15 protein-coding genes are annotated in these 22,101 nt (G+C 46.6%); 12 read left to right on the top strand and 3 right to left on the bottom strand.

Annotation, left to right across the window (positions count from 1 at the left end; translation table 11 throughout):
* The first annotated feature begins 21 nt into the window (after positions 1 to 21).
* The 4 genes from ACZ2XM_RS01895 to ACZ2XM_RS01910 all read left to right on the top strand — a co-directional run bounded on the left by ACZ2XM_RS01895 (position 22) and on the right by ACZ2XM_RS01910 (position 7,017).
* Entirely contained in the window at positions 22 to 2,196 is a 2,175-nt protein-coding gene (locus tag ACZ2XM_RS01895; RefSeq protein WP_490588514.1) for a 3-hydroxyacyl-CoA dehydrogenase NAD-binding domain-containing protein, read from the top strand.
* Complete coding sequence (locus ACZ2XM_RS01900) at positions 2,189 to 3,274, top strand: CaiB/BaiF CoA transferase family protein (protein WP_490588551.1); 1,086 nt, start codon at positions 2,189 to 2,191, stop codon at positions 3,272 to 3,274. The genes ACZ2XM_RS01895 and ACZ2XM_RS01900 overlap by 8 nt, the downstream gene beginning before the upstream one ends.
* 277 nt (positions 3,275 to 3,551) lie before the next feature.
* Positions 3,552 to 5,225 (top strand): AMP-binding protein, encoded by a 1,674-nt coding sequence (locus tag ACZ2XM_RS01905; protein ID WP_490588513.1) that lies wholly within the window; start codon positions 3,552 to 3,554, stop codon positions 5,223 to 5,225.
* A 505-nt stretch (positions 5,226 to 5,730) separates the two neighbouring features.
* Positions 5,731 to 7,017, top strand: coding sequence for an iron-containing alcohol dehydrogenase (locus tag ACZ2XM_RS01910; RefSeq protein WP_490588512.1), 1,287 nt, complete (start codon positions 5,731 to 5,733; stop codon positions 7,015 to 7,017).
* A gap of 230 nt (positions 7,018 to 7,247) precedes the next feature.
* On the opposite strand, the gene ACZ2XM_RS01915 is transcribed toward ACZ2XM_RS01910, so the two are convergent.
* Positions 7,248 to 8,021 carry a ferredoxin--NADP reductase gene (locus ACZ2XM_RS01915; RefSeq protein WP_201497417.1) on the bottom strand — a complete coding sequence of 258 codons (774 nt, stop codon included), beginning with the start codon at positions 8,019 to 8,021 and terminating at the stop codon, positions 7,248 to 7,250.
* Positions 8,022 to 9,161: 1,140 nt separating this feature from the next.
* On the bottom strand, positions 9,162 to 11,009 hold the full coding sequence (locus ACZ2XM_RS01920; RefSeq protein ID WP_490588511.1) for a long-chain-acyl-CoA synthetase: 1,848 nt from the start codon (positions 11,007 to 11,009) through the stop codon (positions 9,162 to 9,164).
* A gap of 447 nt (positions 11,010 to 11,456) precedes the next feature.
* Here ACZ2XM_RS01920 and ACZ2XM_RS01925 point away from each other — a divergent pair, with 447 nt between their 5' ends.
* From ACZ2XM_RS01925 to tfpB, 3 genes are all read left to right on the top strand, one after another.
* Entirely contained in the window at positions 11,457 to 14,093 is a 2,637-nt protein-coding gene (locus ACZ2XM_RS01925; protein WP_490588510.1) for an SDR family NAD(P)-dependent oxidoreductase, read from the top strand.
* A 195-nt stretch (positions 14,094 to 14,288) separates the two neighbouring features.
* On the top strand, positions 14,289 to 15,071 hold the full coding sequence (tsaA, locus tag ACZ2XM_RS01930) for a tRNA (N6-threonylcarbamoyladenosine(37)-N6)-methyltransferase TrmO (protein WP_490588509.1): 783 nt from the start codon (positions 14,289 to 14,291) through the stop codon (positions 15,069 to 15,071).
* A 220-nt stretch (positions 15,072 to 15,291) separates the two neighbouring features.
* Positions 15,292 to 17,067 carry a type IV pilus assembly ATPase TfpB gene (tfpB, locus tag ACZ2XM_RS01935; protein ID WP_490588508.1) on the top strand — a complete coding sequence of 592 codons (1,776 nt, stop codon included), beginning with the start codon at positions 15,292 to 15,294 and terminating at the stop codon, positions 17,065 to 17,067.
* A gap of 53 nt (positions 17,068 to 17,120) precedes the next feature.
* On the opposite strand, the gene ACZ2XM_RS01940 is transcribed toward tfpB, so the two are convergent.
* Positions 17,121 to 17,759 (bottom strand): acyltransferase, encoded by a 639-nt coding sequence (locus ACZ2XM_RS01940; RefSeq protein WP_490588507.1) that lies wholly within the window; start codon positions 17,757 to 17,759, stop codon positions 17,121 to 17,123.
* Positions 17,760 to 18,128: 369 nt separating this feature from the next.
* Between ACZ2XM_RS01940 and ACZ2XM_RS01945 the strand changes: the two genes are divergently transcribed.
* The 5 genes from ACZ2XM_RS01945 to ACZ2XM_RS01965 all read left to right on the top strand — a co-directional run bounded on the left by ACZ2XM_RS01945 (position 18,129) and on the right by ACZ2XM_RS01965 (position 22,061).
* A complete protein-coding gene (locus ACZ2XM_RS01945; RefSeq protein ID WP_490588506.1) occupies positions 18,129 to 18,917 on the top strand; it encodes a TatD family hydrolase in 789 nt (262 codons plus the stop codon).
* Between the two features lie 140 nt (positions 18,918 to 19,057).
* The gene (locus tag ACZ2XM_RS01950; RefSeq protein ID WP_490588505.1) at positions 19,058 to 19,747 is read left to right on the top strand and encodes a TetR/AcrR family transcriptional regulator; all 690 of its coding nucleotides are present in this window, start codon (positions 19,058 to 19,060) and stop codon (positions 19,745 to 19,747) included.
* Positions 19,748 to 20,023: 276 nt separating this feature from the next.
* Positions 20,024 to 20,659, top strand: a complete 636-nt coding sequence (locus ACZ2XM_RS01955; protein WP_490588504.1) for a prepilin-type N-terminal cleavage/methylation domain-containing protein — start codon at positions 20,024 to 20,026, stop codon at positions 20,657 to 20,659.
* The gene (gene gspI, locus ACZ2XM_RS01960) at positions 20,656 to 21,153 is read left to right on the top strand and encodes a type II secretion system minor pseudopilin GspI (protein ID WP_490588503.1); all 498 of its coding nucleotides are present in this window, start codon (positions 20,656 to 20,658) and stop codon (positions 21,151 to 21,153) included. The genes ACZ2XM_RS01955 and gspI overlap by 4 nt, the downstream gene beginning before the upstream one ends.
* Positions 21,153 to 22,061, top strand: coding sequence for a type II secretion system protein GspJ (locus tag ACZ2XM_RS01965; RefSeq protein ID WP_490588502.1), 909 nt, complete (start codon positions 21,153 to 21,155; stop codon positions 22,059 to 22,061). The genes gspI and ACZ2XM_RS01965 overlap by 1 nt, the downstream gene beginning before the upstream one ends.
* The last annotated feature ends 40 nt before the right edge of the window (positions 22,062 to 22,101 follow it).

Consider the following 22,101-nt stretch of genomic DNA (forward strand, 5'->3'; position numbering starts at 1 on the left):
TTAAATTTATAAGGACATAACATGACTACTGATGTTTGCGCTACCATGAACGCGCTACCAAATTTCTCTGCTGAAAAAGACGCTGATGGCATCGTTACCTTAACGATCGATCAAGCCGATCGTAAAATGAACGTGCTAGGCCCTGACTTTAACCCAGCTTACGCCACTTTAGCAGACGCTTTCGTCGCTGATGATTCAGCCAAGGGCTTGATCCTTACCTCAGGTAAAGACACCTTTATCGTCGGCGCTGATATTGACTCAATGACTGCTATTGAGACCGCTGAGCAAGCTTTTGAGCTGGTCGAAGACATGAAGAGCAGCATGCGTAAGCTTGAGACTTGTGGCAAGCCTATCGTAGCGGCTATGACCGGTACAGCGCTTGGCGGTGGTCTAGAAGTGGCGTTAGGTTGCCATTATCGCATTGCTATTGACTCTCCTAAGACCAAGCTCGGCCTGCCAGAAGTAAAAATTGGCTTGCTACCAGGTGGTGGTGGTACTCAGCGCCTACCACGTTTGGTCGGTATCCAAAAAGCTTTAGAGCTTATGACCCAAGGTAAAGAGCTGCGCCCTGGTGCTGCGAAAGATATCGGTCTGATCGATGACGTCGCTACTGACAAAGACGATTTGCTAGCCAAAGCCAAAGAATGGATCAAAGCCAACCCGAAAGTACAACAACCTTGGGATAAAAAAGGCTTTAAGATCCCAGGCGGCGGTAGCATGACTCCGCAGGTTGGACAGGTTTGGTCTATTGCACCAGCCATGGCCAATCAAAAGTCACAGGGCAACTATCCGGCGATCAAGCACATTATGTCTAGTGTATTTGAAGGCAGCTTGCTGGATATCGATACCGCGTTAAAAGTAGAGTCACGTTATTTCGTCGCTTGTGCCATGTCACAAGAAGCACGCAATATGATCGGCACTCTGTGGGTACAGCTGAACAAGATCAAAAAAGGCCAGTCGCGTCCTGAAGGCTTTGCGCAATATAAAACCAAAAAAGTGGGTATCCTTGGCGCGGGTATGATGGGCGCAGGTATCGCTTATGTTTCGGCCAAAGCCGGCATGGAAGTGGTCTTATTGGACCGTGATATTGAGTCTGCAGAGAAGGGTAAAGACTACTCGACCAAGATTCTCGATAAAGCGATAAGCCGTGGTCACTCGACCAAAGAGAAAAAAGAAGCGCTGCTTGGCAAAATCAAAACCACCGTATCCTATGACGATCTCGAAGGCTGTGATCTAATCATCGAAGCGGTGTTTGAAAATCGCGAGATTAAAGCGGAATGTACTAAGCAAGCTGAAGCTGTCATTCCAGCGACAGCGGTTTATGCCTCAAACACCTCTACTTTGCCGATCACAGGTCTAGCGAAAGTATCACAGCGTCCGAACCAGTTTATCGGTCTGCATTTCTTCTCACCAGTTGACAAGATGCCATTGGTCGAAATCATCATGGGTGAAGAGACTGATGATGAAACTTTGGCGAAGTCTTTTGACTATGTGCTACAGATTGGCAAAACCCCAATCGTGGTCAATGACAGCCGCGGTTTCTATACCTCACGCGTATTTGGTACTTATGTGACCGAAGGCATGGCTATGCTAGGCGAAGGTATCACGCCACGTGCCATCGAAGTTGCCGGTATGAAAGCGGGTATGCCAATGCCGCCACTAGCCTTGCAAGACGAAGTGTCTTTAGGCTTGACCATGCACGTAAGAGACCAAACCAATAAAGATCTGGTCGCTGAAGGCAAAGCAGCATTGACCCATCCTTCTGACATCGTGATCGACAAGATGGGCGGCGAGTTAAAGCGTCTAGGCCGCAAAGAGGGCAAAGGCTTCTACGAGTATCCTGAAAATGGCAAAAAACATCTATGGCCGGGCTTAAGCGATGCTTTCCCACTATTAGAAAAACAGCCACCAATGCAAGACTTGATCGATCGTCTGCTGTTCATTCAGGCCAATGAGTCTGCGCGCTGTGTCGAAGAAAACGTGGTGCGTTCAGTAGCCGATACCAATATTGGCTCGATCTTTGGTTGGGGCTTTGCGCCGCATCAAGGGGGTACGCTACAGTTCATTAATGCCTATGGAGTGAAGAACTTCGTTGAGCGCAGCCGTGAATTGGCCGCTAAATACGGCGAGCGTTTTGCCCCTGCTCAAATCGTAGTGGATATGGCCGAAAAAGGTGAGGAGTTTGTCGATGCCTAATGCAGCCAATACCCCCATTGACCTAATGGCGGATTGTCTAGCAGGGTTGCGAGTCGTTGATTTGACTCGTAACCTGCCAGGTCCTTTTGCGACCCGTTTGCTGGCCGATTTGGGCGCAGACATTGTCAAGATTGAACCTGAGAATGGCGATCCTGCCCGTGCTTTAGGCGGCCTGTTTACCGCTTTAAACCATGGCAAAACCACTGAGAAAGTGAACTTTCGTGATCCAGCCGGTATTCAAGCCATTAAAGACCACCTAAAAGACGCTGATGTGATGCTAGACAGCTTCCGTCCAGACGTCTTAAAAGGCATGGGACTAGATGCTGAGACCTTGCATGAGCTCAACCCAAAACTGGTCATGGTATCTATCACCGGCTTTGGGATGGCCGACAGTGAGGTCCAGCACGATTGGGCCGATAAAGCCGGTCACGACATCAACTTTATGGCGATGAGTGGCGTGCTAGATCAATTAAAGACTGCCAAGGGTGAGCAAGCCATGCCCAATATCCAGTTTGCTGATTTGGCCGGTGGTAGTGATACCGCAGTCATCGCGCTATTAGCCGCCGTGTTTGCCGCGCAGCGTACGGGTAAAGGTCGTCATATCTCTGTGAGCATGACCCACAGCTTGTACAATCATATGGTGATGCCAAAAGCTACTGGAGATCTGGTCAAGAGCTTCTCAGGGGTGAATCCGCCACCGCAGTATGATTTCTTAGGCGGTCTGTTGCCTTGCTACCGTCTGTACAAAACCTCAGACGATCGCTATATGGCGGTAGGTTCGCTGGAGCTGAAATTCTGGCAAGGGCTGTGTGATGTGCTGGAGTTGCCTGAGTTAAAGACCAAGCATTGGCAGATGGGTGTCATGCCCAATATGCCCGACAGCAAAGACGCGGCCAAGCAGGTTAAAGACACCTTTGCTAGCAAGCCACTAAGCCATTGGGCTGAGGCCTTTGCCGCCGCCGATGTCTGCGTGACACCAGTCTTGACGCTAGAAGAAGCCAAGGCGCATCCTTTATTTGCGCATCAAAACGAGCATTTGGCGACCCCAGGGTGGCAGGTGATCTCAAGCGTTAAATAAGCTCGGCCAGTTATTGCTATTGAGTCAGTTGGCTCACTTGTCAGTCAAGTGGGCCAGTATTAAAGCTGAGTGAAATCAGTTGAAGTTATTTTTATGAGAATGAGAATGGCCTGCTAAGGATTAGCGCCTTAAAGTCAGCAAACTTAAAGCAAGCAGACCTTTTTTATCCTCATAAACTTAATTTATTTCAGCAATGATAGGGCAATTAATATATCCAACTGAACAATATTAAACCCCTAATTATATTTAACCCACCCTTAAGCTAAGGAAAGCAAATATGGAAAGATTTTGGACCAAGAGTTATCCTGAAGGCGTTGATGCCAACGTTGATATTGGCGAATATAGCTCGTTGACCCATTTTTTTGATGAGAATCTGGCCACTTTTGCGAATTATAAATTCAGCACCAATATGGGGGTGTCTTATTCTTATGATGAAATTAATGCTACAGCTCGTAATATCAGTGCTTGGTTACAAAGCCTTAATTTAGCGCCCAAGTCCACGATTGCTATCATGATGCCGAACGTCAATCAGTATATTCCAATCTTGCTTGGGGTGATTCGCGCCGGTCACGTGCTAACGTCGGTCAATCCGCTCTATACTCCCCGCGAGCTCAAGCATCAGTTGGCAGATTCTGGGGCGGCCGCAATATTTATTTTAGAGCCTTTTTGCGCGACTTTAGAGAAGGTGGTAGACGAGCTAGATATTCAGCATGTGGTGATCAGTAAGATAGGCGATATGCTGGGCACTCCCAAAGGCACGATAGTGAATTTGGCGGCAAAGTACGTAAAAAAAGCCATTCCAAGCTATTCGCTTAAATCTAATGCTCATCATAAAGTTACTGATCTAAAGACGGTGATTGCCAAAGGTAAAAAGCTGTCTTATTCACGCCCTATTCAGGCTCTCGATGACGTGGTATTTCTTCAGTATACTGGGGGTACCACAGGCGTAGCTAAAGGCATCTTGATTACCCACCGTAATATCATCAGCGCCTCAGTGCAGTTTGATGAGTGGTTTGGCCCCATGTATAAGGAGCTGCCAGATAGTACGGTTATTAATGCTGTCTTAGCGCTACCGTTGTATCATATTTTCGCTTTTATCGTGACTATGTTGGGCATACGTCGTGGCTTTAACTTTACCTTAGTCACCAACCCGCGTGATATTGATGGCTTTGTGAAGACTTTGGCAGAGCAGCCTTTTCATATCTTCCCTGGCGTCAATACCTTGTTCCAAGCCCTGTTGAACCATCCTGATTTCAGCTCGGTAGATTTTTCGCAATTGAAAATCTCTATGGCTGGCGGTATGGCCTCGACCCCTGCCACAGCCGCCAAATGGCGCGAAGTGACCGGCTGTAGTATGCTAGAAGGGTGGGGCATGTCAGAGACCCTAGGCTGTGGTACCGCAAGCCCTATTACCAGTACTGAATACAGTGGTAATATTGGTTTACCTTTACCAGGTATCGATATTAGTATTCGCGATGAACAAGGTAAGCCACTCGGAATTAACGAAGAAGGCGAGCTGTGTATCAAAGGCGCCAACGTCATTGCAGGCTATCATAATTTAGACAATACCAAATTCTTCACCGAAGATGGTTTTCTCAAGACCGGTGATGTGGCGGCTATCGATGAGCGAGGCTATATCAAGCTTTTTGATCGCAAAAAAGACATGCTGATTATCAGTGGTTTCAACGTCTATCCTAACGAAGTCGAAGGCGTATTAGGACTGCATCCTAAGGTCAATGAGGCTGCGGTAGTCGGGATTGACCATCCTGAAAAGGGCCAATCGATAAAAGCCTTCGTCGTCAAGTTAGATGCTAGCCTAACCGAAGATGAGCTAAGAGAGCATTGCAAAGAAAACCTAACAGGCTATAAACGCCCTCGCACCTTCGAGTTTATCGATGAGCTGCCTAAGTCTACAGTAGGTAAAATCTTACGCAATGAGCTGCGCGGCTAATGCTACGAGACTAATTTTGCAAGATTAGCAAAGGCGCAATAAATAAGGACTGGGCTAATACAAGCTAGTAGTTGGCAAGCCCAGTAAGATTTAACCTAGTAGTATTCATGCTTATTTCGATAATAATAATGGCTCATCAACTTTGGTGGGCCATTTTTTTGTATTTAGCGGTGAGTTTTCAGCTTTAGCATTAAGTTATGGGGTCATTAGCAGGTAAGGTCTTGGTGAAAAATATTACTAAAAGTTATGCATTGACTGTACATACAAAGATATAAATTGACGCAATGGGTCGGGTCTAGGTAGACTCTATCCTATAGCTGTTATAACCACTCAATTACTCTAAAATAATAGTAGTATCAAGAGCCTATATTACAATCTGCCTGAGCTATACCGCTTAATAAGTCTAGCCCAATACAGCAAGGTAGGCGTACATTATTGCTGCTATCCTATTACTCTAGCCTAAGAATATAGACTATAGCTGCCCAACCATCAAAAGGATTCGATTATGCTAGCCAAAACTCTCGTACAACGTTCAAGCGATGCCATCCATAACCTAGTACCTGCCAATGTCAGCCATAATGGCTATCTTGCCATTGCAAAATCTCGCGCCAAAATCATGGGTGTGGCGATGAAACACATCCCTATGCCTCGCCCGATGCTGTATACCGGTGAGCAGGCCACAGAGGAGTTGTGTGCGTCTATGGTGCAAGCGGGGTGCAAACATGTGCTTATTGTGACCGATGAAATCCTAACCAAGCTCGGGGTGATTGACGGGGCGGTAAACTACTTACAAAGTCATGGTGTGCAATATACCGTCTTTGATGGCGTCACCCCCGATCCTACCTATAGCGTAATTGAAGCGGGACTGGCGATCTCTAAAAAAGCCGGTTGTGATTCTGTCCTTGCTATCGGTGGTGGTTCTGTTATTGATGCGGCTAAGATGATTGCCTTATCGCAAGGTAGTGGTCGTAGCCCACAGAAATTAGTAGGTTTATTTAAAGCTAGAAAGCCTTCATTGCCGTTATATGCCTTGCCATCTACTTCAGGGACCGGTTCAGAAGCAACCATCGGTGCAGTAGTATCAGACGATGTCACGCATCAGAAATCTATCGCTATTGATCCAAAAATGGTGCCTATTGCCACTGCGGTAGACCCGCATGTGATGAAAGGCATGCCGCCTAAGGTGACTGCGGACACGGGTATTGATGTGTTGACTCATGCTATCGAAGCTTGGGTGAGCCTCTTCAATGATCATGATTCAGACTATTATGCGGCGAGTGCGACTAAAAACGTCTTCAAATACCTACCAAGAGCCTATGCTGACGGTAATGATTTAGAAGCCCGTGAAGCTATGGGCATTGCCGCGCATAATGCAGGTATAGCCTTAAATAAGTGTAGCTTGGGCTATGTGCATGCTATCGCGCATCAGTTGGGCGCCTATCATGGCATCCCTCATGGCCGCGCTAACGCTATCGTACTGCCGTATGTGCTTGAGTTTAATGCTAAGGCTAGTGAGAAGCGTATTGCCAAGCTGGTCAAGCGTATAGGTACTGCAAAAGATCCTAAAGCGAGTGATGAAAAAATTGCTGCAGAATTTGTCCAAGAAGTTAAAGACTTAATCACCTCGTTAGGGATTGACCCGGTCGTCAAAGGTATGGATGAAAACAACTTTGGTGCTATGGCCAAAGCCGCGGCCAAAGAAGTCAGCGATACTTATGCAGTACCCAAGTATATGACTGCAGATGATATCAAAGGTATCTTACGTAAAATTAAAGCGGCTAGCGAAGCATAGGCTTAGCTATTAGTATTTATTAGGTATTAATGTTGGAAGCTAGAGATATTAGGAGTCAGCTATATCCGAAATATGCAAGCTTAACACAAGGGATTTAAAATCCCTTGTGACTAGCAAGTCTCTGAACCGATACTCACGGCTAATAAATTCAGCCATAAAAAAAGCTCATCACCAATCGGTAATGAGCTTTTTTTATGGCTGAGCATTTTTAGATATTAAGCAACAGGCTTTTAGCTGACGAAAGCACGCTCAACTAGGTAATCTGCAGGCACGCCCATACGTGGCGATACGGTCAGACCAAAGCCATCTAAAATCTCTGAGATTTCAGCGTTAAACGGCATACTACCGCAAATCATGACTCGGTCATCGTCTTTATTCATCGCAGGCAGGCCGATATCTTCAAACAACTTACCTGATTTCATTAAATCAGTGATACGACCAGTATTGCGGAAGTCTTCGCGAGTGACCGTTGGGTAGTAAATAAACTTTTCACGGAACCATTCGCCGAACAGCTCATCATTGGGTAAGGTCTCTTCAAACATCTCGCGATAAGCCAAATCTTCTACGCGGCGCACACCATGGCATAAGATAATCTTATCGTACTTCTCGTAGACCTCAGGGTCACGAGCAAGCGATAAGAATGGTGCAAGACCAGTACCCGTTGACATCATATAAAGATGCTTGCCGGGTAATAGGTCATCGACGACTAGCGTGCCTGTCGGTTTCTTACTGACTAACAGCTCTTCGCCAACTTTGATATGCTGCAAGCGCGAGGTCAATGGACCGTCTTGAACTTTGATCGAAAAGAACTCTAAATGCTCTTCATAATTGGGACTGGCGATAGAGTAGGCACGCATCAGCGGCTTGCCATCGACCATAATCCCAATCATTGCAAACTCACCGTTACGAAAGCGCAAACCTGCGTCCCGAGTCGTCTTAATCGTAAATAGTGACTCATTCCAGTGGTGCACATGCGTCACCGTCTCAGTGTGAAATTTTGACATACTACCCTCAGTGAATAATGACAGCGGCGTTCTTGCCCCGCGGCATTCATACAATCAATGAAAATGATTCTCAGCTCGTAAGGCGTCATATCATAACAAATTTATGCCTATAATAACGGCAAACTGCCCGAAAATGATGCAAAAAACCATGATAAAACGGAATAACGCCCCTGTTAATTGCGATAACGGGGGTGTTTTTCTGTTTGAAAATGCGGTTGTTTGTGGTGATTCGTGGGTTGTTACTCATGTTATGGGCGATTGTAAGGTAGTGACCCCACCCAAACCCTCCCCTGACCAGGGGAGGGCTTCAAAGCCAAAGCAACAATTATTAAGAATGTTCCTTCCCCTGGTTACTGCGGGCACAGCCCTTGTCTTGCGTCGCTGCAAAGACATGCTTTGCTGATCACGACTCAGGAAGGCTAGGATGGGGTTAAGGGTCATCAAAGAAATACTTTGTGTAGAGTTTAAAATACCGTGCGTTCCATCCACGCTACGGTATCTTTATTCAAAATCATGTTGGGTGTCGTAAACTCCACCCAACCTACGCAAATATGTTATTAAATGGCTGTAGGGTGCGTCCTACGCACCGTTTAAATCGGGGTGTTTATTGGTGCGCTGGGCGCACCCTACACGTAATTGTATAAAAAACAGAGGGTTTTACACCCCCTTTTTTAAAGGGGGTCGGGGGGATTTTCTTAAAATGATTATTTATATTTTATGAGGATGATTTCCGTGGGTTATCACCCACGCTACGGTATCTTTATTCAAAATCATGTTGGGTGTTGTAAACTCCAGCCAACCTACGCAAATATGTTATTAATTGGCTGTAGGGTGTGTCCCACGCACCGTTTAAATCGGGGTGTTTAATGGTGCGCCGGGCGCACCCTACGGGCGACTGTAAGGTGATGACGCCACCCTTGCGAAGCAGTGCTTCTCACCCCTAACCAGGGGAGGACTTCAAATCAAAAGCGGTGTTATTAAGAATGTTCCTCCCCCTATTTTTAGGGGGAGGTTAGGAGGGGGTTATTATCACGATTCAAGAAGTCTAGAAGGGGTTACTTTTTCCTAAAACAAAAAAACCGCCTAAAAAATTAAGCGGTTTTTTATTAATCTAAGACTATTTTGTAAGCCATTATTTATCTAGAAACGATAATTATTGGTTTGGATACGCTCATATTCTGCCGCATCCACACGAGTAAATTTATCATCTTTTGGCAAACATACCCATAAGTCATCATCGGTTTTGGCAGGGTTAAACGCGATGTCTTTTAGGTTGGTTTTCTTATATTTAAATGTGCCTGTAGTTTCAATCGTTTTTAGCAAACGAATGAAGACCGGCACAGCATAACTTGGCAGATGCTTGTTTAATTCCGCTAAGAATGTCTTGCTAAAGGCTTCATCAAATACTACGCCATCGTCTAAAGTAATCGCGGCCATACCAGCACGGCCATTGGTGCCTTCAATTTCTACACCATAGACAATCGCCTCACTAATGCCCGTACAGTCCGCGATAATACTTTCTACTTCAGTAGTCGAGACGTTTTCGCCTTTCCAGCGGAAAGTATCGCCAACTCTGTCAACGAATTGACAATGTTTAAAGCCAATATCGCGCATCAAGTCGCCGGTATCAAAGTAAGCATCGCCTTTTACGAAGACATCTTTAAAGATTTTTTCTTGGGTCTTTTCGACATTGGTATAGCCGTCAAACGGGGCTTTATCCGTGATTTCACCCAATAGCAGACCTACTTCACCCACGCGAATCTTTTGCATAAAGCCATCTTTACCACGGATTGGCTCACCGGCTTCTTGATCATAAGCGACTAACTTGAAAGGAATAGGGCAGACGCCGACAGTGTTATCAAAGTTTAGTAGGTTAGAAAAGCCCACGTTGCCTTCACTTGAGCCATAGATTTCTAACACTTCTTTGATGCCAAAACGGGTTTTGAAGTCTTTCCAAATACTTGGGCGCAGGCCATTACCGACGACTTTGGTCACGCGGTTGCCTTTTTCAGCTTCATTAGGTGGGGTCTCAATCAGATAGCGGCAGAGTTCGCCTACATAACCAAAGCTGGTAGCGTCAAACTTTTTGATATCTTCCCAGAAAGTACTGGCAGAAAACTTTCTTTGTAGCGCCAGAGCGCTGCCCCCTGCGACCACACAGCTCCAGCACACCACCATGGCCGTCGCATGATACAGAGGTAGGGTCACATACAGGGTATCTTTAGCATTTAAGTTAAAAGAGTGACCAAACAGACCAAAAGATTTCATCCAGCGACCGTGGTTAAATATGACCGCTTTGGGCAGACCGGTAGTGCCTGAAGTATAGACGTAAAACAGCGGATCTTTTAAGAAGATATTTTTGCTGGTTGCAGGACAGACTTTGGATTGCTCATGAATAATAGGCCCAATTGAGTTCATACCACTAGCTACCGGGCTGGTATCGGCTTGATGGTTATAGGTATCTCTATCATCCCACCAATAATAGCCATCATCAGGGACGTCAAGCTCTGCACGCACATCTTGCAATACATCCGCCATCTCTGCCCCAATAATCAGCAGCTTTGGTTTGACCAGATTGACACTATGAATCAGGACTTTACCCGATTGTGAAGTGTTGATTAGCGCCACTATTGCACCGGTTTTAGCCGCTGCCAAACACGCACAGAGTATTTCAGGACGGTTTTCTAAAGCCACCCCAAAGACATCGCCTTTTTTCATCCCTTGCGCTAATAAATAGTTGGCCAATTGGCTGGACCACTCATCAAGCTGCCGATAGCTCAGCTGCATATCTTCGAATTTAACCGCGATAGCATCGGGATGGGCTTTGACCGCATTGGCAAAAGTAAAGCCGAGGCCGGTATGTACGTCAGTATACTCATTAGTGGCGTACTTGAGGCCTTTTTTTAATTTAGAAAATTTTCTAAGCAGGCTAGGGATTTTGGCGAGTATCTGTGAGGCAGTAATGATGTCAGGGTGGCGCGAGGTCATAAGATATCCTTATCTTCTTTTAAGTTAGCGGCTAATGAAACTGAGGCGATCATCCATGATCTAAAGTTTTTCGGGTAGGGTCTCTAAACAATAACATAATGCCTTGAAAGGATAGCTTGTTCTGGTTTGGGTGTACACTCGTTAGTCATTATAAAAAATTTATACGGCCGTGCTAATAGTAGAATAATAGCTTATCTAGTAACCCTGATAAGTAATATTGATTTTAGAGATTGTCCGCGTAACAGCAGTAGTAGCTTGGTTTTAGTTACGGACTCCTTGCTTATGACTACTCGGGCTAGGATTTAGAGCCTGACAATGATTGAGTCTCTCGAGGCCATAAAAACACTCTGAATACCACCCCTTTGTGTGTTACTAGCGTTTCTACTATTAGCGCGTCCATACAGGTAGTATGGCGTATCGAAACGAGTTATATGGAGCAACACTGATATGGATATCAAAGACAACGCAAAACCGAAACGCACCCCCAAAGACCGCATTTTCGATCTTCTTATGGAGGCCGAGCCTACTCGCCGTCTGAATCATTTAAAAAGACTCGCGGCTGGACGCTCATTTGCAGATGAGCTGCGTCATAAAGTACAAGGCAAGCGCATTCTAGTGACGGGCGCCTCATCGGGTGTCGGTCGTGGTGCCGCTTTAGCACTGCTTAAAGCTGGGGCGCATGTGCTACTCGTCGCGCGCCGTAGCGAATTGCTACAAGAAGTGGCGGATGAAGCTGCCGATTATGATGGCAAAGCTTTTATCTACACTTGTGACTTAAGTGACGACGCCGACCGCGAAAAACTTATTGCCCAAATTATCAAAGAGCACGGCGGTGTTGATACGATTATCAATAACGCAGGTCGCTCTATTCGCCGTACTATCTACCAAGCCGCTGACCGTCTACATGACTATGATCGAGTCATGAAAATCAACTATTTTGGTGCCATCAACCTGACCATTCCTTTGGTAGACCGTATGCGCATTACGGGTAGCGGCGGTCACATCATCAATGTCTCTACGATGGGCACGCAGCTCACTGGCACGCCACGCTTTGGCGCTTATATCGGCTCAAAAATGGCGCTAGACGGCTTTACTGAGAGTGTCGCTTGTGAGACCTATCACGATGGTATCAACTGGACCACAGTGCATTTGCCTTTGACGCAAACCGATATGATTGCTCCTGCACAAAACGCTTGGAGCGGCTATCCTAAACTGTCGCTAGAGGCCGGTGTGGATATGCTGTTATATGCAGTGGCCTATGAGCCCATTCGTGTTTGGCATCCAGGCATCTTAGCTTTAGGGGTGGTTGACCGCTTATTCACCAAGCAAATGCTGAAGTTTAAAGCCAGTGAATTTCCGCGTTATCAGCCCGAAAAGCCTTTGCCCAGAGTCGCTATCATCGGGGCGGGCATGTCAGGTATCGCGATGGCGAAGACCTTAAAGAGCGCTGGCAGTACTGACTTTGTGGTCTATGAAAAAGCCGACTCAGTAGGCGGTACTTGGCGCGATAACACTTATCCGGGCTTAACTTGTGATGTGCCTGCGCATTTTTACTGCTACCAAGACGACTTATCGCCTAAGTGGAGCCAAGTATTTGCTCCGGGCAATGAGCTGCGAGACTACTTTGAAGAGGTGACTGAAAAGCGCGGCTTAACAGAATATATCAAGTTCAATAGTGAAATTGACCAAGCCAAGTTTGAAGAGGGCCGCTGGAAGATTAAAACCAAATCTGGTGAGACGGATGAGGCCGACGTGCTAGTCTGTGCGACTGGGGTACTGCATCATCCGAATATGCCCGATATCCCAGGCAAAGATACCTTTGAAGGTCCTAGCTTCCATAGCGCGCGTTGGGACCACAGCGTCCCGTTAGAGGGTAAGCGGGTAGGTATCATTGGTAATGGCTCTACGGGCGTGCAGATCGTCACCGCCTTGTCTGAGCAGTGTGAGCAAGTGACCTTATTTCAGCGTACGCCGCAGTGGGTCATCAGTATCCCTAATCCCACAATCCCTAAGCCTGTGCGTAAATTGGCCGAGAAAATCCCAGCGATTCAAAGACTGTCCTACAATTCATTTGGGTCACTATTTACCAATCTATTCCAAGCGCCACTCAGCCCAGGTTGGCAGCGCAGCTTCTTTAGTAAGGGAGCCAAAGGCAGCTTGTCTCGCGTCGCCAACGATGGCTTGCGCGCGCGATTGACCCCTGACTATGCGCCTATGTGTAAGCGTATGATCAGCTCATCGAGATTTTATGATGCCGTGCAGCAGCCCAACGTAGAGGTCTGCACCAGCAATATCGAGCGTATTGATCCGCAAGGGGTGGTCACTAAAGATGGTCAATTGCATGAGTTTGATATTTTAGTGTTTGCCACAGGCTTTCACGCGCAGTCCTATATGCGTCCTATGCAAGTGACAGGTCGTGACGGTATACCGCTGGATGCGGCTTGGAATGAAGGCCCCATCGCTCATAATACGACGATGATCCCAGGCTTCCCGAATCTATTCACTTTGATGGGTCCCAACAGCCCTATCGGCAACTCATCACTAGTGCCTATTGCTGAAGCGCAATCGAGATACGTGCTAAATTGGATGGAGCGGATGCGCCGTGAAGGGATTAGCGAAGTGGAGCCAACGCAAGAGGCTACCGATGCTTTCTATGAAGAAGTCAACGAAGCGCTAGGCGGCACAGTTTGGACCAGTGGCTGTAACAGCTGGTACTTAAACGAGGATGGTCGTCCTATCTTATGGCCATGGCCGCTTGATGAGCTAACCCGTCGTCTGACCCAAATCGTCGAATCAGACTTCCATCTAAAACGTGACGATGAGATGGATGCCCAGCTAGCCGATGGCTATAGAGCAGACTCAGAAGAAGAGTTTAACAGTCAGCTGCTAAAGCCAGATACTTTGAGCCCTCGTCCAGACTTAGCTGCTAAAAAGCAAGACACCAAAGCACAACCTGCTAAGGCTAATGAGAAAGATGCGAAAGCTATGGATGCTAAAAGTGAGAAAGGTGCTGAGGCTAGCCAAGCTGAGCAAGCTAAGTCGAAGAAAGCAGACAATGCAGCTATGAAAACTGAAAAATCTTAGGATTTTTGCTTAGCTTGCTAGTTTAGTAAGCGTGCATTGAATGATTTTAATACCAGCAGCCACTACCTCTTGTAGTGGCTGTTTGCGTTTATTCCCGTTAAAATGGCCAAATCGTGTTAAGCCTGTTAGCCTATTTTCTTATCTAAAAGGCTATTAGATTATTGCTCCTATACTGCTGATATACGGCCTATATTTATGTCCCATGCTCCTGCTGTGCCTCCTGCTATTAGCGTACCTATCATCGGCTATCACCGCTCGCCACTATCGCAAAAATTTGGGATTCCACGCCAGCCCAATCTGGTCGAGGTGCCCAGTTATATTGAAATGTTGGCGCCGTACAATACGCCCGATGCTTTCGTTGGCATAGAAGACTTTAGCCATCTTTGGCTCACTTGGCATACCCATCATAATCGCGCGCAAGCCAACTTTAAGCCGCAAGTACGGCCACCAAGACTTGGCGGCAATACTAAGCTCGGCGTATTTGCCACGCGCAGTACTTATCGCCCCTCACAGATGGGGCTATCTGTAGTGCGATTGGTTGGGGTAGAGCAGACGGACACAGGCGTTATCTTGCAGATTGCAGGGGCGGATATGGTCGATGGTACGCCCATTATCGATATCAAACCTTACGTGGGATATAGCGATGCGCTAGTAAATGCGGTGAGCGGGTTTGCGCCGGATAAACCTAGTATTAAAAAGGTTAAGATAAGCGAGGAGGCACAGCAGCAATTCGCGCAACTGATTGAGTTGGCCACTGATAAAAATAGCCTAAGTAATCCACAAAGTAGATTGAGTTCACTATTTACTGCAGCAGATATCGATATTATTTGTCAGCTTATCGCACAAGATCCACGACCGGCCTATCGTCAGCAAGATACGGACAGCGTGTTTATAATGCGCTATAAACAGTGGGACATTAGCTTTGCCATGGACGAATCAGAAGTTATTTGGATAGTGGCTGTGGTAGAGGTGGTTTAGTATGATGATAGCAATGGTTTAATTAGCTTGGTTGATATAGCCTAATAATAGTAGTTTGACCAATATATAGTTGATTCAATTTGAAACGAATATAGTGCAACTGGGAGAAATTTTTTGCAGCCTTTGAAAGCTATATGTATACAACCAGCCATAAAAATTTTTACCAGTTGCACGGCCTACTATGACTCGAATTCATTAAAACTTCCCTATAAGTGACTTTATGCCGATTCCTGATTTTTCAATGAGTATTGATTTGCGCTGGTGTCTAGACGAGCTGTTAGCGGATGGCGTGATAGACCAACGCGACTATAATCTGGTGATGACCAGTCGCCGCGATAAAGACAAGCATGCGCTAATTGTCATTACCGAATTTCAATTAACGAATAAACGCGATGGTAGCCAAAAGCTAGATTTAGCGTGGCTTAATCGCTGGCTAGCGGATAAGGCACAATTGCCTATCGTGCGTATTGACCCCTTAAAGGTTAATGTCCCTGCCGTCACCCGGATTATGTCGTTTGAATACGCGAGAACGCATTATATCCTGCCGGTCGAAGTGACCGATACGGAAGTGGTCATCGGTACCGATCAGCCCTTTTATCAAGATTGGCACAGTAACATCGAACAAATCATCAAGCCTAAGCACTACCGCACCGTCTATATTAGCCCAGAGCAAATTAACCGCTATCGTCGTGAGTTTTATCAGGTTACCCAAGCTATTGCGGGGGCGAATAATGCTCATAAACGGGCTGCATCAGACATCACCAACGTCGAAGCGTTACTGCAGCTTGGCGATAGCAGCAATCCTGATGCTAATGACCAGCATATCGTGCGGGTGGTCGATTGGTTGCTGCAGTATGCCTTTGAGCAGCGTGCTAGTGACATCCATTTAGAGCCGCGTCGCGATACTGGCAACGTGCGCTTTCGCATTGATGGGGTGTTGCATACGGTTTATGAGATGCCAGCCGCTATTCTGACGGCGGTTACGGCACGAATTAAAATCTTAGGGCGCCTAAATGTGGCGGAAAAGCGCAAGCCGCAAGATGGCCGCTTAAAGACCCGAACCCCCAATGGGCTAGAGACCGAGCTGCGACTGTCGACCCTACCGACTGCCTTTGGTGAAAAACTGGTTATGCGGGTGTTCGACCCTGAAGTACTGGTGCGCAGTTTTGCCCAGTTGGGACTATCGGGGAAGCAGCTTGAGACCTGGCAGACCATGACCTCGACCCCCAATGGCATTATTCTGGTGACCGGCCCCACAGGTTCAGGCAAGACCACCACGCTATATAGTACCCTCAAGCAACTGGCGACCGAGCAGGTCAACGTGTGTACGATTGAAGACCCTATCGAGATGATCGAGCCGGCCTTCAATCAAATGCAAATTAATGCCGGGGTAGATTTGCACTTTGCCGACGGTATTCGCTCACTTATGCGTCAAGACCCCGACATCATCATGGTGGGGGAGATTCGTGATAAAGAAACCGCAAATATGGCGGTGCAAGCCTCGCTAACTGGGCATTTGGTCCTATCGACTTTGCATACTAATGATGCGCCCAGCGCTTTAACGAGACTGCATGATTTAGGCGTGCAGCCTTTTTTGACCTCGGCAACTATCCTAGGGGTAGTGGCGCAAAGGCTAATACGTACCTTATGTCCGCAGTGTAAAAGTGGTCAGGCGGTCGCTGCCGATAGCGAAGTGGCGATTCAATGGCAGCAGTTGGTTAGTCCTTGGTCAGCGCCGATGCCTAAGCAATTCTTTCATGCAGTAGGCTGTGAGCACTGTCGCAATACCGGCTATCAAGGCCGGGTCGGGCTGTATGAAATTATGCCCATGACCAACACACTCAAAAAACTGGTCGCTGAAGATGCCAAGCTGGATGTGTTAAAAAGTGAGGCGTATAAGGAAGGGGTGCAGCCACTCAGATTGGCAGGAGCTAAGCGAATATTGGAAGGAATCACTACCTTGGAAGAAGTGATGCGGGTGGTGCCATTAAATTAGGATGAGCTGGGCTAAAGCCACAGCCTACGTTACAGCTAAACTAGCCCTTGATATTAACGCTCCCAACGGACGCCTTCACGAATGACCTTGGCTGGCGTGCCAGCGAGCATAACGTTGGGGGTCGGCACAGATTTATTGACAAAAGATCCGGCGGCAATAATACAACCGTCAGCAATCTGCACATTTTTAGAAATTGTCACATTGGCGGCAATCCAAATATGATTACCGACTATGACATCCTGAGTCGCGGTATTAAGGCGCTCACCTGACTCTATATCGTAAACTTTATGCACATCAGTCGCTCTAATCTCAATACCCCGCGATATCATACACTCAGCCCCAATCTTGACGTTTCTATCGCGAGCGAGCACGTAGCAACCAATAGCGGTGGTACGCTCGCCAATCTCAATCTGTAAGTCATTCCCGACGATTAATAATTGCCCTGAAAACTTCACCTTGTCTGCGATAGACACGATATTATTATCACCGCGGATATCGATTTTTAAATTATTAAATTTGCCATCTGCCCCAATAATCACTTGATTGCTATCGCCTTGACGAAAGGTAATTACCGAATCCCCGATAATTTTATTACCTTTACCGATAATAATTTGATTGCGCTCACCATTATCCATGACCATAAAGCGGCCGCGGTATAACAGTCTTTTAGTCGATTGATACAGGTTATGCAAAATAGCCGTCCGTATAGCAGGGAATTAATAATTAAGGGATAGTGGTTTTTAATTAAGAAGTGCGAGGGCTGTTGTTAGTGCTTAATTAAAGCCGGTTATAGGTAAGTTTAAATAAGACTGAGTCAGCATAGGCCGTGCAACTGGTAAAAATTTTTATGGCTGGTTGTATGCATATAGCTTTCAAAGGCTGCAAAAAATTTCTCCCAGTTGCACTATATCTGTTTTAAATCGAACCACTTATATTATACGGTAGCACACAACAATGTGAACCAAGTTGCCAACCTATGCTTAACCCAATGCTTGAAATCTAAATTTTGACACCAATGATATACTACCTCATTCAGCGAATCAGTACGGAAGTCAGCCCTTATGTTTACCGATACCCATTGTCATCTTAACCGCCTCGATTTAACCAAATACGATGGCGAGCTTAGCGGTGCTATTGCAGCTATGAAAGCAGCCAACGTCACCCGCGCAATGGCGATTATGTGTGACTTTGCCGAATACGATGAGATTTATAATATTGTGACGACTTTCAGCGATGATGCGCTAAATTTAGGCATGAGCGTGGGCATTCATCCTTGTGAAGATTTGGCAGTATTGCAATCGGCTACCACAGAGCGTCTAATCGAAACCGCCACGCCTGAGCACGTTTGGGCGATTGGGGAGACTGGTCTAGATTATTACTGGAGCGATGACAATAAACAAGAACAGCAAGCCAGTCTCGCGCGTCATGTCTATGCCAGTCAGGCTTTAAAGAAGCCGTTGGTCGTGCATACCCGCGAAGCCAAGCACGATACCATGGACATCTTAAAAGCAGAAAAGGCGGAACACGGCATCATTCATTGCTTTACCGAAGATTGGGACACCGCGAAAAAGGCTTTAGATTTGGGCTTTTATATTTCATTCTCGGGTATCGTAAGCTTTAAGACCGCGCAAACCATTCGCGATGCTGCTCTAAAAGTCCCTCAAGACCGGATACTTATCGAGACCGATAGCCCTTATCTAGCGCCAGTGCCGAAGCGCGGCAGACCGAATGAACCGGCATTTGTACCGTACGTCGCTGCCTGCTTAGCCGACTTATTGGGACAGACTCCAGAATACATTGGGGAAATGACTGCAAAAAACTTTGAGAATCTACTGGCACAATATAACTAAAATCGTTATCCTATGACCACTCAGTCATTTTATAAGGCTTTGTAAGGTAAAATAGAGTTGGATTTCTAGAGTTATCTTGACGCAGCGCTATAAGATTGAGAGACTTTTAATGTTAGGTAATGTCAGTTTTAGGAGTGGTCATGAGTCGTCAGCATCAGTTCAAAATGCGAGAAGAGAGCATCCTTGCAATGGCAGAGCAGTTACTGCTAGAGTCGGGGGATGGAGACATTACTCTTGACAGCTTAGCTGATCAGTTGGATTTGGCTAAAGGTACACTATATAAACATTTTTCGAGCAAAGATGAGTTGTACCTACGCATCATCATTCGCTATGAAGAGCAGCTGTTTGAGATTAATCGTATTGATGACTGTCCTTCTGCTGGTATAGCAAGAATGATATTGCAGCAACTGTTAAACCCACAAAAAGCGATGCTGCTCAATCAGATAGAAGAGCGTTTGGCGGCTTCAGTGACCGGCTTAAACCGTCTGTTTGCTGAGTTATATGATATTCGCCGTCAGCGTATGAAACGTCTGATCGATATCACTAGTGGCTATCTACAACAGACCCGTAGTAGTATGTCGACTCGCGACTATTTATCTTCTATTTGGGCGATGGGCCAAGGCGGGGCAGGTCTGCTAAACTCGAGCTTCTATCAGCGTTATTTGGGTCGCCGCGATACCTTGCGTTATGCCTTAATTATGCAGATGTTGGACCTACCAAGCCGCTATCCGACTCAAGAAGGTGAGCAGGAAGATGAGGATATGCAGGAGTTGGTGGAGCAAATCGAATCAGAGTCAGAGGCGCATAAGAATAATACTTATACCAATTAATGTTAGAGCGCTATAGTGAATTGACAGATTGTTTAAGAGAACGCTTTTTTATAAAGCGTTTTTTTATGGCCTAAAATTAGGGTGGGTTACCAAGGTCAGCGTTTAAAGCTATGGGCTAAATGGTTAGTTAGACTGCCGGCAAATATAAAAGGGATATTTTAATGGGTTTGCTTTTGAGCCTGATAGTTACGATAAATTGCGTAAGTGTATTTTGTGAATACAATGTTATGAAATCAAGCTAGAATAGAAGCCACTTTCAGTAAGCAATAAGATGATATGGGCGCTAAGCAGTCACAGCAGGGCTTTACTCTAATAGAGATTATGGTCGTCATCGTTATCCTATCTATTTTCGCAGGGATGATGAGCCTATCGGTGGGCAGTAGTGAGTCGCGTAAGAACCGTGCTTTTTATGAGCATCTTATCGATAGTATGCAGTACGTGCGGCTATTGTCTGCAGAAAGGATGCAACCGATGGGACTCAGTCTGCAAGCAGATAAGCAAGGTCAAGTACTGCCGGTTATCGTTACTTTATCAGACCCTTATAGTGCCTATCGCCAAGATACAGCCGGACAGCAAGATGGCAATGCTAAAAATGCGATGGAGCTGAGCGCGATGACGGATGATAATACGAGCAAGCCGACTTGGCAGGTAGAGGCGGGTGTGACCTTGCCGGAGCTGCCTGCTAATGTGAGTATCGCTATCAATCCCTTAGATGGGTTGACCAACACTAGCGCTGGGGCAGCAAGGCCTTTGCAGCCTTGGTTTGCCGGTCAAGAAGTCCCGCAAGTGGTCTGGTTTGGTACGGGAGAGGCCACCCCAGTCGCTATCGAAATTCTGCATGATAAGCGTCCGGTAGGTGAGGTAATCATCGTCGAGCCCAATGGCAATGTCCGTATTGGTCAATCCTCATGACTAAAAATTCCCTGCTACCAAAAGCTTCTCTACCTAAGACCCCTCTAACTGAGAGCGTCCCCCGCACCAAAATAGCCTATGGTCGCGCGCAGCAACAAAAGGGTTTTACGCTCATCGAAGTTATGGTGGCCTTAGCCATATTAGCAGTGGTCGCAGTGGCTGCCAGTCGGGCGAGCTCAGCTTACTTACGCTCAGTAGATATCTTAAAGACGAGAACCCTAGCTCATTTTGTCGCGCAAAATACGGCGGCTGACTTACGTATTAATCAAACGTGGCTTAGCGATAATCAAACTAAAAAAGTCAGCGAGCAAGGTCGTGAATGGCAAGTGGTGATGACTGTCGGAGAGACCATGACCCCTGCGATTAATAAAGTCACTATTGCAGTAGCGCCCATAGTCGATGGCACGGTGCAAAATAGCGTCACTGACCTGACTGTTATGGTGAGTAAGGCGAATACGGCCAGCACCACGGATTTACGCGGGGCAGGGCAATAATGGTTAAGCGCATCAGTAATTCAGCAAACTATCTCACAGCGGATAGCCAAACGATTAATAAGCCATCTACTAATAACAGAGCTTTTGGCAATAACGTAGCCCAGCAAGGCTTTACCCTATTAGAATTGCTGATTGCCATGACTATCTTTGCCGTGTTGGCCTTAGCCGGTTGGCAGGTCTTTGATGGGCTTAATCGTGCTAAAGAGCGCGCCCAGTATCATGCGGACCAACTGTCTGAGTTGCAGTATGCGTATCTACAGATTCAGCAGGATATGAGCCAGATTGTACCTTATCAAAAGGTGACCGCACAGGCTGCAGCGCCGACTGCTAATCGTCCTGAAGGGGAACCAGAATCACCTGCTCCTGAAGTGAAAAAGACTGCACCAACCTCACCACCGTTATTGCAGCTAGAGCCTGAGCAATTGAGCTTTGTCCGTTTCGCTGACCCTGATCCGCGCTATCAAAGCAGTCCGGCAATCGTACAAGTGACTTATCTCATTGAAGGCGAGCAGCTGATTCGTCGCCAGTTTACCCAAATTGGGGAGGCAGAGCAGGCGGTCAGTCTCGATAGTGTCTTGCTAACAGAAATTAGTGGTGCTGCTTGGCAAGCTTATACCCCAGAAGTCAGTAACCGGTTTCCCAGTGATGATAATAATGGTGGGCAGAATACATCCGCTAGCCTATTGCCGAATGCTAGCTCTACGCAAAAGCCTGTGGTAGCGCAATTGCCTAAAGGGGTAGGCTTGAGCTTTACTTATCATGATATACCGCTGTCGTGGCAATTTGCACTGGCTACACCGGCTGCGCCTAGTAAAGCGCTTAGCACGAATAATAATACTCCCGAAACTCCCAACGAGAACACTGGCGAAACACCACCAGAGCCGCCAGAAGAGAATCCTGCTCCATAACCCTAGGTGCGGATACCTGTACAGATTATGACTCGTTTAT

The sequence above is a fragment of the Psychrobacter sp. CoH-33_TS_01 genome (assembly GCF_058189395.1).

What these genes read in the sequence shown, in the direction of transcription:
- ACZ2XM_RS01905 (WP_490588513.1), top strand. Translation starts at nt 3,552, where the DNA reads ATGGAAAGATTTTGGACCAAGAGTTATCCTGAAGGCGTTGATGCCAAC.
- ACZ2XM_RS01900 (WP_490588551.1), top strand. Translation starts at nt 2,189, where the DNA reads ATGCCTAATGCAGCCAATACCCCCATTGACCTAATGGCGGATTGTCTA.
- ACZ2XM_RS01965 (WP_490588502.1), top strand. Translation starts at nt 21,153, where the DNA reads ATGGTTAAGCGCATCAGTAATTCAGCAAACTATCTCACAGCGGATAGC.
- ACZ2XM_RS01895 (WP_490588514.1), top strand. Translation starts at nt 22, where the DNA reads ATGACTACTGATGTTTGCGCTACCATGAACGCGCTACCAAATTTCTCT.
- ACZ2XM_RS01950 (WP_490588505.1), top strand. Translation starts at nt 19,058, where the DNA reads ATGAGTCGTCAGCATCAGTTCAAAATGCGAGAAGAGAGCATCCTTGCA.
- tsaA (WP_490588509.1), top strand. Translation starts at nt 14,289, where the DNA reads ATGTCCCATGCTCCTGCTGTGCCTCCTGCTATTAGCGTACCTATCATC.
- ACZ2XM_RS01925 (WP_490588510.1), top strand. Translation starts at nt 11,457, where the DNA reads ATGGATATCAAAGACAACGCAAAACCGAAACGCACCCCCAAAGACCGC.
- gspI (WP_490588503.1), top strand. Translation starts at nt 20,656, where the DNA reads ATGACTAAAAATTCCCTGCTACCAAAAGCTTCTCTACCTAAGACCCCT.
- ACZ2XM_RS01915 (WP_201497417.1), bottom strand. Translation starts at nt 8,021, where the DNA reads ATGTCAAAATTTCACACTGAGACGGTGACGCATGTGCACCACTGGAAT.
- tfpB (WP_490588508.1), top strand. Translation starts at nt 15,292, where the DNA reads ATGCCGATTCCTGATTTTTCAATGAGTATTGATTTGCGCTGGTGTCTA.
- ACZ2XM_RS01920 (WP_490588511.1), bottom strand. Translation starts at nt 11,009, where the DNA reads ATGACCTCGCGCCACCCTGACATCATTACTGCCTCACAGATACTCGCC.
- ACZ2XM_RS01945 (WP_490588506.1), top strand. Translation starts at nt 18,129, where the DNA reads ATGTTTACCGATACCCATTGTCATCTTAACCGCCTCGATTTAACCAAA.
- ACZ2XM_RS01910 (WP_490588512.1), top strand. Translation starts at nt 5,731, where the DNA reads ATGCTAGCCAAAACTCTCGTACAACGTTCAAGCGATGCCATCCATAAC.
- ACZ2XM_RS01955 (WP_490588504.1), top strand. Translation starts at nt 20,024, where the DNA reads ATGGGCGCTAAGCAGTCACAGCAGGGCTTTACTCTAATAGAGATTATG.